Source organism: Pseudomonas migulae NBRC 103157, from assembly GCF_002091715.1.
Classification (GTDB): Bacteria; Pseudomonadota; Gammaproteobacteria; order Pseudomonadales; family Pseudomonadaceae; genus Aquipseudomonas; species Aquipseudomonas migulae_A.
Window position 1 is genome coordinate 40,049 of record NZ_BDAG01000025.1, and the last position, 12,576, is coordinate 52,624.

The 12,576-nt window shown below is 59.6% G+C and carries 13 protein-coding genes; 7 read left to right on the forward strand and 6 right to left on the reverse strand.

Features of this window, described 5'->3' with window-relative positions:
• The 4 genes from PMI01S_RS18760 (at nucleotide 1) to PMI01S_RS18775 (ending at nucleotide 2,681) form a co-directional block, all read left to right on the forward strand.
• On the forward strand, nucleotides 1-342 hold the full coding sequence (locus tag PMI01S_RS18760; protein WP_084321582.1) for a nuclear transport factor 2 family protein: 342 nt from the start codon (nucleotides 1-3) through the stop codon (nucleotides 340-342).
• A 30-nt stretch (nucleotides 343-372) separates the two neighbouring features.
• Nucleotides 373-1,491: a cell division protein ZapE gene (zapE, locus tag PMI01S_RS18765; protein ID WP_084321583.1), complete on the forward strand. Its 1,119-nt coding sequence runs from the start codon at nucleotides 373-375 to the stop codon at nucleotides 1,489-1,491.
• A gap of 18 nt (nucleotides 1,492-1,509) precedes the next feature.
• Nucleotides 1,510-2,091, forward strand: coding sequence for a DinB family protein (locus tag PMI01S_RS18770; protein ID WP_084321584.1), 582 nt, complete (start codon nucleotides 1,510-1,512; stop codon nucleotides 2,089-2,091).
• Between the two features lie 98 nt (nucleotides 2,092-2,189).
• Nucleotides 2,190-2,681 carry a GNAT family N-acetyltransferase gene (locus PMI01S_RS18775; RefSeq protein WP_084321585.1) on the forward strand — a complete coding sequence of 164 codons (492 nt, stop codon included), beginning with the start codon at nucleotides 2,190-2,192 and terminating at the stop codon, nucleotides 2,679-2,681.
• Between the two features lie 107 nt (nucleotides 2,682-2,788).
• Here PMI01S_RS18775 and PMI01S_RS18780 read toward each other — a convergent pair whose 3' ends face one another.
• From PMI01S_RS18780 to PMI01S_RS18790, 3 genes are all read right to left on the reverse strand, one after another.
• Nucleotides 2,789-2,989, reverse strand: a complete 201-nt coding sequence (locus PMI01S_RS18780; protein ID WP_084321586.1) for a hypothetical protein — start codon at nucleotides 2,987-2,989, stop codon at nucleotides 2,789-2,791.
• 163 nt (nucleotides 2,990-3,152) lie between these two features.
• A complete protein-coding gene (locus PMI01S_RS18785; protein WP_084321587.1) occupies nucleotides 3,153-4,901 on the reverse strand; it encodes a phosphoethanolamine transferase CptA in 1,749 nt (582 codons plus the stop codon).
• A gap of 199 nt (nucleotides 4,902-5,100) precedes the next feature.
• Nucleotides 5,101-5,283, reverse strand: coding sequence for a DUF6026 family protein (locus PMI01S_RS18790; RefSeq protein ID WP_017338676.1), 183 nt, complete (start codon nucleotides 5,281-5,283; stop codon nucleotides 5,101-5,103).
• A gap of 271 nt (nucleotides 5,284-5,554) precedes the next feature.
• Here PMI01S_RS18790 and gnd point away from each other — a divergent pair, with 271 nt between their 5' ends.
• Genes gnd through PMI01S_RS18805 form a run of 3 tightly spaced genes read left to right on the forward strand, consistent with a single transcriptional unit; the run spans nucleotide 5,555 to nucleotide 8,873 of the window.
• On the forward strand, nucleotides 5,555-6,535 hold the full coding sequence (gene gnd / locus PMI01S_RS18795; RefSeq protein WP_084321588.1) for a phosphogluconate dehydrogenase (NAD(+)-dependent, decarboxylating): 981 nt from the start codon (nucleotides 5,555-5,557) through the stop codon (nucleotides 6,533-6,535).
• Entirely contained in the window at nucleotides 6,532-8,055 is a 1,524-nt protein-coding gene (zwf, locus tag PMI01S_RS18800) for a glucose-6-phosphate dehydrogenase (RefSeq protein WP_084321589.1), read from the forward strand. The genes gnd and zwf overlap by 4 nt, the downstream gene beginning before the upstream one ends.
• The gene (locus PMI01S_RS18805) at nucleotides 8,052-8,873 is read left to right on the forward strand and encodes a Cof-type HAD-IIB family hydrolase (protein WP_084321590.1); all 822 of its coding nucleotides are present in this window, start codon (nucleotides 8,052-8,054) and stop codon (nucleotides 8,871-8,873) included. Before zwf ends, PMI01S_RS18805 begins: the two co-directional genes overlap by 4 nt.
• Nucleotides 8,874-8,987: 114 nt before the next feature.
• Here PMI01S_RS18805 and nhaB read toward each other — a convergent pair whose 3' ends face one another.
• The 3 genes from nhaB to PMI01S_RS18820 form a co-directional block, all read right to left on the reverse strand.
• On the reverse strand, nucleotides 8,988-10,490 hold the full coding sequence (nhaB, locus tag PMI01S_RS18810) for a sodium/proton antiporter NhaB (RefSeq protein ID WP_084321591.1): 1,503 nt from the start codon (nucleotides 10,488-10,490) through the stop codon (nucleotides 8,988-8,990).
• A 78-nt stretch (nucleotides 10,491-10,568) separates the two neighbouring features.
• Nucleotides 10,569-11,858, reverse strand: coding sequence for a hypothetical protein (locus tag PMI01S_RS18815; RefSeq protein ID WP_084321592.1), 1,290 nt, complete (start codon nucleotides 11,856-11,858; stop codon nucleotides 10,569-10,571).
• A gap of 281 nt (nucleotides 11,859-12,139) precedes the next feature.
• Nucleotides 12,140-12,406, reverse strand: coding sequence for a hypothetical protein (locus PMI01S_RS18820; RefSeq protein WP_084321593.1), 267 nt, complete (start codon nucleotides 12,404-12,406; stop codon nucleotides 12,140-12,142).
• Nucleotides 12,407-12,576: the final 170 nt, after the last annotated feature.

The window sequence follows — 12,576 nt, forward strand, 5'->3', positions numbered from 1 at the left end:
ATGTCCAGTCCCGCCTCTTCGCTGGCACCTGCCATCGCCGCGTACCTGGCTGCCGCCAATGCCCGCGATACTTCGAAGGTCGCCAGTTTCTTCGCTGAGGATGCCAATGTGTTCGATGAAGGCCGGCATCAGATCGGCGCCCAGGCCATCGCCCAATGGATGCAAGATACCGCTCGGCGTTATCAGCCAAAAGTCGAGGTGCTCGACGTACAACTGCGCACCGGCAAGGTATTGGTCCATAACCGGGTGTCCGGCACGTTTCCCGGCAGCCCGCTGGAATTGCGCTACATGTTTCGTCTGAACGAGCAGGGCAAGATCGCTCGACTGGACATTTCACTGTAGAGGCCGCGCCGCGGTGGCATACTGCCGCGCATGAATGTCGACTCCCCGTTAAGCGCCTGGCAACACGCCATTGAACAGAAGGGCTTCGTCCAGGACGAAGCCCAGGAACATGCTGTCTGGGCGCTGCAAAAATGCTACGAAGCGCTGCATGAAGGTCGCACGCCAGTGAAGGGCGTTTACCTGTGGGGCCCGGTCGGGCGTGGCAAGACCTGGTTGATGGACCAGTTCTACCAAAGCTTGCAGGTCCCGGCCCGACGCCAGCACTTTCATCACTTCATGGGCTGGGTGCATCAGCGCTCGTTTCAGCTGACCGGCACTGCCGACCCGCTGAAGGCGCTGGCCCGGGAATTGAGCGAAGAAGTGCGCGTGCTGTGTTTCGATGAACTGTTCGTCAACGATATCGGCGATGCAATCATCCTCGGGCGCTTGTTCCAGGTGATGTTCGACCAGGGCGTGGTGGTGGTCTGCACCTCCAATCAGCCACCAGATCAGCTGTACGCCGATGGCTTCAACCGTGACCGCTTCGTGCCGGCCATCGAGGCGATCAAGCGCCATATGCAGGTCATTGCGGTGGATGGCGGCGAAGACCATCGCCTGCATCCCGGCGCCGGTTTGCAACGCTATTGGGTCGCCGCGCCCGGCGAGCCCGGCGCGCTGGGTGATGTGTTCAAGGCCTTGACCGCCGGCCAGTCGGTTTCCCGCGAGCCGATCAAGGTCGGCTACCGATCGCTGAATGTAGTGCAGGCCAGCGAAACCGTGCTCTGGAGCCGTTACGCCGACCTCTGCGAACAACCCTTTGCTGCCATGGATTTCATGGCCCTGTGCGACACCTACAAGGCTATTCTGTTGAGTGAAGTGCCTAACCTCAGCGCGCAAAAGCGCGAAGGGCGCATCGCTCGAGGCACCGAAGACGGTGTCGAGCGGGTGGTGGCGGGCGATCGCCAATTGCCGCAATTGTCGGTACACGATGACGGTGTGCGGCGTTTCATTGCGTTGGTGGACGAATGCTACGATCGAAAAGTGCCGTTGTACCTTGAGGCGCAGGTGCCGATGGAATCGCTCTATACCGAAGGCTATCTGGAATTCCCGTTCCGTCGCACCCTCAGCCGATTACAGGAAATGCAGCTGCAGCGTTTCGCCGACGCTTGACCCCAAGGAGCCGAGAACATGAATCAGCCCTTGTCCCATCATTTGCTGACCATGGCCTATCAGAACGCCTGGGCCAATCATCGACTGGCCAAGGCCTGGGGGCAGTTGAGTCCGCAGGAGCTGGCGGCGCCGCGAGTCAGTTTCTTCCCCAGCCTGCGGGCGACCCTCAATCACATCCTGACCTGCGACTGGTTTTACGTGGATGCGCTGGAACGGGAGTTGCGCGGGGATGCGCCACACCCGGATTGCTACGTGTTTTTCACTGACGACGAGCCGTTCACCGCTGCTGTGGACCTCAAGCGTGAACAGGCCCATGTGGATCGCCGGTTGATCGCTTACTGCGAGCAGATGCGCGACGCGGACCTGGGCAAGATCGTGACCATCGCCCGTGATACGCCGCAACACGAGAGTCGGTTGCGCCTGCTGTCGCACTTGTTCGAGCATCAGATTCATCACCGTGGGCAGGTTCATGCAATGCTCAGCGGCACGTCGATCGCACCGCCACAACTGGACGAGTTCTTCTGTGCCGGTGAGGCGGGTCTGCGGGCTGCGGATTTTGCCGAACTTGGGTGGACCGAGGCGTTGATCTGGGGGTATTGAGATCGAAAGAGCGCAGCCTTCGAATGATCCCGCGTTGCGCCATCCGCAGTGTTCGCGATAGGGTCGCCGTGCTATTTCACGTGTGATCGAGGATGGAAATGGAATCCGCAGAAATTCTTGTGCTTCAGGCCAGCTACACCAACCCGGTGCATGCCGAGGCAGTGCGCCTTGTGTTGAATCATTACGCTGAAGATCCGATGGGTGGCGGTCATTCCTTGCCCGCCGAGGTGCTGGAGCACCTGCCGGAAGAACTGGCCAAGCGTCCCCATGCATTCAGTGTGCTGGCGTTCGTCGGTGGCGAACCGGCAGGACTGGTCAATTGTTTCGAAGGTTTCTCGACGTTCGCTTGTCGGCCATTGGTCAACGTGCACGACGTCGCGGTGATGAAGGCATTTCGTGGATTGGGCCTGAGCCAGAAGATGCTGCAAAAGGTCGAGGAAATCGCCCGCCAGCGTGGCTGCTGCAAAATCACCCTGGAAGTGTTGGAAGGCAATGCCGTGGCCCAGTCGTCCTACGCCAAATTCGGCTTTAGCGCCGGCATGTTCGATCCGGCGCACGGCCGGATGCTGTTCTGGACCAAGGCGCTGTAGCACCGCGCGCTGTTTTTCGTCGGCGCCGGCTTGCTGGCGATGGCGATCTCAAAGACGCCATCGCCAGCAAGCCGGCTCCTACACGTCCGAGTTTTCCATTGCTCGGTTCAAGGCTTGTAGTGCTCCGTTACTTGCGCCGTTTGATCGTCCGGAACCCGGACTTCAGCGGTTTGCTGACTCTGATTCTCCTGTTGGCTCAGCCGCAGGCTCTCGTAGTAATAACGCATTCGTTCCGCGCCGCCTTCGGCAAATGCGCTGACCGAAACGAACGTCATCAGGCCGGCAACGATCAAGGGTGTACGTTTCATGGTTCGCCTCCCACAATGGATATCGGGTGCCTTTCTTCCATGAAGCAATGTCGAGCGACCATTATCTGCCGATTCCGTTAATTGGTAATTAACGGCGTACGGGGCCTCGCATCGCGGCTTGGGACGAGCAAGAAAAAGGGGCCGGAACCGGCCCCTGAAAGGTTTACTTCAAAACGACGTCTGCAGGCCCCGGCTTCACCTTCGGTTTGATCAGGCTGAAGTCGATCAACGCCTTCTGCGCGCGCTCATACGGATTGCCGATCATCAGTGGGCGAGGCTTGAAGCTATCGCTGACCAGGCTCTTGCTGCGATCGAGCTCATCAAAACTCAAACCCGCCAGATCGGCCCAGGTATGGATCAGGTGCGAGCTGCTGTACGGCCGCCCGAGGTCTTGGGCGAAGCTCCAGTCATGGCTTTCGCGCCACTTCGGCGAAGCCCAGGCCATAAACGGAATGGTGTACATCGGCGCCGTCGGCTTGGCCTCGTTGCGACCCAGTGTGTTGTGGCCGACAGAGTCGAATACGTCTTCACCGTGGTCGGAGAGGTACAGCAGGAAACCGTTCGGATCGGACTTGGCGTAATCCTTGATCAGGCTCGAGACCACGAAGTCGTTGTACAGCACCGCGTTGTCATAGCTGTTGTAGGTCGGCAGTTGATCGTCACGCACGCCGGCGGGAACGCCGTTGCGGTCCTTGAACTTGTCGAACGTCGATGGATAGCGGTACTGGTAGCTCATGTGCGTGCCGAGCAGATGCACGACGATCAATTTGCGTGGCGCCGCGTCGGCCAGGGCCTTGTTGAACGGTGCGATCACATCGCCGTCGTACTGGGCGGCGTTCTGGTTACGGTTGTTGTTCAGGTACACCTGCTCGTCGGCCTGTTCGGAGAAGGTCGTGAGCATGGTGTTGCGCTTGGTCATGGTCTGCTGGTTGGTGATCCAGAAGGTTTTGTAGCCGGCCTGTTTCATCACGCTGACCAGCGACGGGGTCGACAGGTACAGGTCCGGGTTTTCTTCGTCGGCGAAGGTCAGCACCTGTTGCAGCGCCTCGATGGTGTAGGGGCGCGGGGTGATGACGTTATCGAAAACCGCCAGTTGATCCTTGAGCTTGTCCAGTTCCGGCGTGGTTTCACGCGGGTAACCGTAGAGGCTCATGCGCTGACGGTTGGTGGATTCACCGATCACCAGCACCAGGGTGGCCGGCTGGTTGGCCATGGCATCCTTGAGGTTGTGCAGCGGAGGAATCTTGCTCGCACTGTCGAGCATGTCCTGCATGCCGGCGAGGGTGTCGAGGTAACGGTGATAAGCCACGGCCATCTGCCATGGCACTGCCGGTTCGATGCGGGTTTCGAGTTTTTCGAAACCTTCGGCGAAGCTGCCGGTGCGCACGGTCTGTTTGATCATCGGGTAGCCGACCACGGCCACCAGAATGGCCGTCGCCGCCACCAGCGCGCGACCGCGGGGCATGTACACCGGGCGCAAACGCGTCCACAGGAAATACGCGAACAGGGTGTGGGCAAGGAACGCCGGCACCATCCACCAGGCGAAATACTGGGTCATGTACTCGCCGGCTTCAGAGATGTTCGACTCGAACATGATGAAGATGACGCTCTGGGAAAATTCCTGCTGATAGATGAAGAAATAACCCAGGCTCGCCATTGAGCAGGCCCACAGCACCACGCCGATCAGTGCGGCCAATACTCGGGTTTGCCGGGGGAACAGCAGCATTGGCGCCAGCCAGACGGCACTCATCACAAAGGCCTGGCGGAATCCGGTGAACCCGGAGGTACCGGTCAACTGGATCAGTAGTTGGGTGATGCCGGAAAAATACCAGAAGAACAGGAACAGCCAGAGAAACCCTGCCCAATCAAAACCCTTCGCAGACGAATTGCTGCTGCGTTGAAACAAAGCCATTGCGCGCTCCAGCCAGAATCACTTTCCACCGTCGGGACTGGACAGTCGCCGACGAACGGGCGCCGCGCGAATACCGGGCGGCCATATCGGGCCGGAGTATCAACAAGGGCGTGTGAAAGTTTTGTGAGCTGTGAACGCTGGCGAATCGGGACGACGCAACGGAAACAGCACAGGGCTGCTTCCGAGTCAGGCGAGGAGGTCAGGCGTGGGGAGCACGCAGAGTGACGGGCTTGGGCTGAGCCTGGATGCCTTGCGTCAGCAGGCGCAATTGCTCGACTTCCTGCTTCAGCTGGTCGCGCTCGTCTTTCAACTGGCGCAATTCATCGCGACGGATCGTGACGTAAAGGGTTTGTGCTGGCCGTGCTGCTTGTACTGTGCCCATTGCTCACCTCGCAAATGGCTGTCTCAACTGTAAATCCGCCCCGACATCGGTGCTTATTTACTATCGGCAGCGATTTTGATTTCTTTTGCCCTGTAAGGGAACTTTTTTATTTTTCAAGGTCGTTGTGTCTTTGGCACGATTCCAGACGTTATCAGTCTGGATCGGGCACAATGCCCGGAAACTTCACGCCAGCGCTCTGGACTAACCCTCATTAGTCGCGTTGGGCTATAACCTTTGACACACATTTATTTGTAGTAGGGAGCATCAGCACATGCAACTCGGGATTATTGGACTGGGCCGCATGGGCGGCAATATTGCGCGGCGCCTGATGCTCAACGGGCACACCACCGTTGTTTACGACCGCAATACCGCCTTCGTCGATACCCTGGCCGCCGAAGGCGCCAAAGGCGTCATCGACCTGCCAGCCCTGGTCACCGGCCTGGCCAAGCCACGAGCGGTCTGGGTCATGCTGCCGGCCGGCGCACCGACCGAAGACACCATCGACACCCTGAGCACCTTGCTCGAACCCGGCGATACCATCATCGACGGCGGCAACACCTTTTATAAGGACGACATCCGCCGGGCGAAAACCCTGTCGGAAAAAGGCCTGCACTACGTCGACGTCGGCACCTCCGGCGGCGTCTGGGGCCTGGAACGCGGCTACTGCATGATGATCGGCGGCGAAGCCGAGGTGGTTAAACGCCTCGATCCGCTGTTCGACAGCCTGGCGCCAGGCCTGGGTGATATCCCCCGCACCAAGGACCGCAAGTCGGACGACGATCGCGCCGAACGCGGTTACATCCACGCCGGCCCCGCGGGCTCTGGCCATTTCGTGAAGATGATCCACAACGGCATTGAATACGGAATGATGCAGGCCTTCGCCGAAGGCTTCGACATCCTCAAGACCAAGGCCAGCACCAACCTGCCGGAAGATCAGCGCTTCGACCTCAACGTCGCCGACATTGCCGAAGTCTGGCGTCGCGGCAGTGTTGTGTCGTCCTGGCTGCTCGACCTGACGGCTGACGCCCTCGCCAGCGATCCGAAGCTCGACGGTTATTCCGGCTCGGTGGCTGACAGCGGTGAAGGTCGCTGGACCATCGAAGCCGCGATGGAGCAATCGGTGCCCGTGCCGGTGCTGTCGAACTCGCTGTTCTCGCGCTACCGTTCGCGCGGCCAAGGCACCTTTGGCGACAAGATTCTCTCGGCCCAGCGTTTCGGCTTCGGCGGCCATGTGGAGACTGCGAAAAAATGACCCGGCTGATCCGCAATAAATCCAAGGCAGACCCCGCACCACCGACCACGCTGTTCCTGTTCGGTGCCCACGGTGACCTGGTCAAGCGCTTGCTGATGCCGGCGCTGTACAACCTGAGTCGCGACGGCCTGCTTGGCGATGGACTGCGGATCATCGGCGTTGACCACAATGCCATCACCGATGAAGCCTTTGCGCAGAAGCTCGAAGACTTCATTCGCGCCGAAGTGGCGAGCAAGGTCGGCAAGGGCGATCAAGTCCTTGACCCGCAGTTGTGGGCCAAACTGGCCAAAGGCATCAGCTACGTCCAGGGCGACTTCCTGGACGACAGCACGTATCAGGCGCTGGCGGCGAAAATTGCCGCCAGCGGCACCGGCAACGCGGTGTTCTATCTGGCCACGGCGCCACGTTTCTTCAGCGAAGTGGTGCGTCGTCTCGGCGCCGCCGGTTTGCTGCAAGAGACGCCGGAAGCCTTCCGAAGGGTGGTGATCGAAAAACCGTTCGGCTCCGATCTGCACACCGCCGAAGCCTTGAACGCGTGCTTGCTCAAGGTGATGACGGAAAACCAGATCTACCGGATCGATCACTATCTGGGCAAGGAAACCGTGCAGAACATTCTGATCAGCCGGTTTTCCAATAGCCTGTTCGAAGCCTTCTGGAACAACCATTACATCGACCACGTACAGATCACCGCCGCAGAAACCGTCGGCGTGGAAACCCGTGGCAGTTTTTATGAACACACCGGCGCCCTGCGGGACATGGTGCCCAATCACCTGTTCCAGCTGTTGGCGATGGTGGCCATGGAACCGCCGGCCGCCTTTGGCGCCGATGCGGTTCGCGGCGAGAAAGCCAAAGTGGTGGGGGCGATCCGTCCCTGGTCCACCGAAGAGGCGCGGGCCAATTCGGTGCGCGGCCAATACGCCGCCGGCGAAATTGACGGCAAGCCGTTGCCGGGTTATCGCCAGGAAACCAACGTATCGCCCCACAGCACGACCGAAACCTATGTCGCGCTCAAAGTCATGATCGACAACTGGCGCTGGGTCGGCGTGCCGTTCTACCTGCGCACCGGCAAGCGCATGAGCGTGCGCGACACTGAGATCGTCATCTGTTTCAAACCGGCGCCTTATGCGCAGTTCCGTGATACCGAGGTCGATGAGCTGCAACCGACCTATCTGCGGATCCAGATTCAACCCAACGAAGGCATGTGGTTCGACCTGTTGGCCAAACGGCCTGGCCCGGCGTTGAAAATGGCCAATATCGAACTGGGTTTTGCCTACAAGGATTTCTTTGAAATGCAGCCGTCCACCGGCTACGAAACCCTGATCTACGATTGCCTGACTGGCGATCAGACGCTGTTCCAGCGCGCCGACAACATCGAAAATGGCTGGCGCGCCGTGCAACCATTCCTCGACGCCTGGCAGCAGGACGCGAGCGTGCAGACTTACGCAGCCGGTGAAGATGGACCGGCGACGGCAGAAGACCTGCTGACTCGCGATGGTCGCGTCTGGCATGACCTCGGATGAGTGAAGTCACGCAACACGCCATCCGTTTTCTGCTCAGTGACATGGACGGCACATTGTTGCTGCCGGACCACAGCCTCAGCCAGCGCACCATCGAAGCCGTCCGTTCGTTGCGCGAGGCGGGCGTGTTGTTCAGCCTCGCCACTGGCCGGCCACCCAAAGCCATGTTGCAGCAGATCGAGGCCTTGGGCGTCGATCTGCCGACGGCAGCATTCAATGGCGGCACGATCGTCCATCCAGATGGCAGTTTGCTGGTCGCGCATTACTTGCCGGCCACGGCCGCACTGACCACGCTGGCGCTGTTTGCCGATCTGCCGGACATCGAAGTGTGGGTGTTCAGCGGCGGGGACTGGCTGGTGAAAGACCCGACCGGGCCGATGGTGCCTCGAGAGCAGCATGGCCTGGGGTATCCGCCCGTGGTGGTGGAAAGTTTTGAGCCCTATCTGGAACACATCGACAAGATCGTTGCGGCGAGCAACAACACGCAGCTGTTGATAGAGCTGGAGGCGCAATTGCTGCCCAAGGTCGAGGGCCAGGCGCAGGTGTCGCGATCGCAACCGGTGTACCTCGACGTGACCGCGATGCAAGCCAACAAGGGCGACGCGTTGGCGACACTGGCCGCGTTCCTCGGCGTGCCGCTGGAGCAGACGGCGGCCTTGGGCGATGGCGGCAATGACCCCGCCATGTTTCACCGCGCCGGCTTGTCGATCGCCATGGGGCAGGCGGAAGAAGCGGTGAAGCGTCAGGCCGACGTGGTGACGGGGGCCAACACCGAGGATGGCGCGGCGCAGGCGATCGAGCGGTACATCCTCCCTCACTAGCGACACAAAACAAATGTGGGAGCGGGCTTGCTCGCGAAAGCGGTGTATCAGACAACTTAATGTTGAATGACACACCGCTTTCGCGAGCAAGCCCGCTCCCACATTTGACCGTGTTTACAACCAGTAACTCACCGCATACCACCCAAGAACACCCATCACCACGGTGTAAGGCAACGCCATCCACACCATCCGCCCATACGACAGGCGAATCAGCGGTGCAATCGCCGACGTCAGCAGAAACAGAAACGCTGCCTGGCCATTGGGCGTCGCCACGCTCGGCAGGTTGGTGCCGGTGTTGATCGCAATCGCCAGGGTCTCGAAATGTTCACGGCTCATGTGACCGGAGATGAACGCCTGTTTCACTTCGGTGATGTAGATGGTCGCGACAAATACGTTGTCGCTGATCGCCGACAGCAGTCCGTTGGCAATAAACAGCATGCCCGGTTGCTGATCCGCCGGCAGCGCCAGCACCCACTGGATCAGCGGCGTGAACAGCTGCTGATCGTGAATCACCGCCACCACCGCAAAAAACACCACCAACAACGCCGTGAACGGCATGGCGTCCTTGAACGCAGTGCCGAGCCGATGCTCGTCAGTAATGCCGGTGAACGCGGTAATCAGCACAATCACCATCAAGCCGATCAGGCCCACTTCAGCCACGTGGAAGGCCAGGCAGCCAATCAGGATCAGCGCCGCCAGCCCTTGAACTATCAGCGCAGCGCGTTCGCGCGAGGTGCGATCGGCGTTGTCTTCGGCGGCATAGTTGGCCAGCACGGCGCGCACGTTGTCCGGCAGGAGCGTGCCGTAACCGAACCAGCGCAACTTCTCCAGCAGCACGCAAGTCACCAGGCCCGCCAACAGCACCGGCAGCGAAACCGGGGCGACTTTCAGGAAGAACTCAGAAAAGTGCCAACCCATTTCGTGGCCGATCAGCAGGTTCTGTGGCTCGCCGACCAGGGTAGAAACGCCGCCCAATGCGGTGCCCACGGCGCCGTGCATCAACAGGCTGCGCAGAAAAGCGCGGAACTGTTCGAGGTCGGCGTGATGGAGTGTTGGCAGGTGCTGGTCGTCGCCATATTCACTGTCCTGGCGCGGATCGTTGCCCGAGGCGACCCGGTGATATACCGAGTAAAACCCTACCGCCGCGCTGATGATCACCGCGGTCACGGTCAAGGCATCGAGAAAAGCCGAGAGAAACGCTGACAGAAAGCAGAACATCAATGCCAGCAACGCCTTGGAGCGAACCCCGAGCAGTAGGCGCGAGAACATAAACAGCAGCAGTTCTTTCATGAAGTAGATACCCGCCACCATGAACATCAGCAGCAGGATCACCGGGAAGTTGTGCACCAGTTCGTCATACAGCGCCTGGGGCGTGGTCATCTTCAACAGCAGCGCTTCGATCAGCAACAGGCCGCCGGGCATCAACGGATAACACTTGAGCGCCATGGCCAAGGTAAAGATGAATTCCAGCACCAGCAGCCAACCGGCCGCTACGGGACCTACGGTCCACAGCACCAGGGCGTTGAGGATCAGGAAGCCGAGAATGCTGGCCTTGTACCAGCGAGGTGAGTGCCCGAGAAAATTATGCGCGAACGCCTGGGCCATTGAGCCGGACATCGGCTGCTCCTTATATTAAGAAGCGCGCAAGTTGCCGTAAGCTGAGAGGAAGATCAAGCGTAGGAAATGTCAGAGTAGCTATCCCAGATACCGTGCGACGATTGCCCGGTAGTTGCCATCCAGTGAATAGCCGCCTACGACAATGTTGCCATCGGACTGCACGGCCAGGGAGGTCGCGGTATCCGGACCGCGGCTGAGGCGGGTGCGGATCCAACCGACACCATTGCCAAAGCTGCAATCCAGCTGTCCGCCGGGCAGATGCCGGGCCAGAATGAAATCGGCTTCAATGCCCCCGCCCGTGGCACCAACGGTTAGCACGCTGTCGTCCGCAAGGACCTGGGCTGCGGTCCACTGGCAACCGCTGTGGCCAATCTCCAGTAATCGCGGTTGGCCGCCGTTGCAGTGAATGTCTGGGCGGCCATTGCTGTGAATCTTCAGGGCCATGCACTGCATTGGGTCGCGGGTGCTGCCAAAACACAGCAAATCGCCGTTTTGCTGTTGGACGATCTGGCTGACCTGAGCGTGATGCTCCTGTGCCATGAAACTCATGAAACCGTCCACGGCGAAACGGTCGTCGAGGCTGCCGTCGCTGTGATAACGCGCAAGCAGGCCTTCTTCAGGAAAATTGATCGAGCCGCCGACCAGAATCCGACCGTCAGGTTGCACCAGCAGGCTGCTCAGCCAGGTGTTCATCAGCAGGTGGCGGACCAGCACGAAGCCACGACCGTTGAAGGTGTCGTCCAGTGAACCGTCAGGGTGAAGCCGTACCAGTACGCCGACATGATCGGCCAGCTCGAAATGATGATTGGCCAGCAAAAGGATTCGCCCGTTGTCCTGTACATAGACATCACACGCTTCGGCGCCCGGCACACCAGGTGGCAACCAGGCATCGCGCACACCTTGGGAAAGATTGCCCGGCAGGCGCACGACACAGCGTCCGTTGTTGCCAAATGACTGGACCGGTTTGCCCTGCTGATTGAAAAGCGCGAAGGCGGGCAGTGTCCGATGCGCATTTTCATAGTGCAGGCCGGCCACCAGAATGCGCCCATCGGCCAGTAGCAAGACTTTGCCGGCCATGGCCTCGAAACCGGGTTCGAACTGACTGATGACACTGCCTTGCTGGCCGAAGGCCAGATCCGCCGAGCCGTCCTCAAGCAGGCGCGCCAGGCCAAAGCGGCTGCCGCCCGGGGTGCCGACTTTGGCGGCTATCAGTAACCGGCCCGCGGAATCAATCGCGACGCCATTGGCCATGCTGGAGGTGCTGCCGGCGAAATACACTTGGGTTTTGCCGGTGCCGGCAAAGGACTCGTCGAGTTTCCCGGCATCGTTCTGCTTAAGGGGTAAGGCCAAAGAGGTCTGGACTGACATGCACGCATCTCCCTGCGAGTCGTCTTGATCCAGGAGTGGGGGAGGGGCGACTGGGGAAATATTCAACGCCTGAATGAGCAACTGCACAACTGACAAAACTAACAGGCGGAGCGTCGCTTTGTGCCAGAACAGTGTCTTTTCGAACCACTGAAAAGCCAACCAATCAATTGGCCTTCGAAAGTTCGAATAAACGGACGTCGCCAGTGTATCTGGCGCAGAAGGCCAGCAAACTAACGATCGAGGGGAGGGTGCGGATTACCGGAAGTAATCCGCAAAACGCTTTAGTGCGGCATCGACCACGATTGCAGCGTGTAACCTTCCTGGCTCAGCTCTTTACGGGCTTCTTCCAGAACATGTTCAAGTTGCGCGGGATCGGTATAGGCGCTGCTTGGGATCTGCGTGCGGCCAATGCGGGTATTGGTCCGGTCGATGACGGTCAGGCTGAGTTCGCCGTTGCCGTCTTGTGGGGCCCAGGCCACGCATTGAAATGGCTTGAACGCGCGATCGGCAATCAAAAGAGCTTCGTTGATACGGAGCGGGGCTGTCATGGGATTTTCTCTCTGTATGCCCAATCAAGTGATGTGCCGTCGGTTGGGCTTACCGTTCGGCTGGTTACTTGTACTGATGCCCGCAACCCATGGGTGGGTCACATACAATTAACAGAAATTCCAACTTTCTTTCTTCGACCCAGCGTTTCGACAGGCTTTGAAAGCTGAAT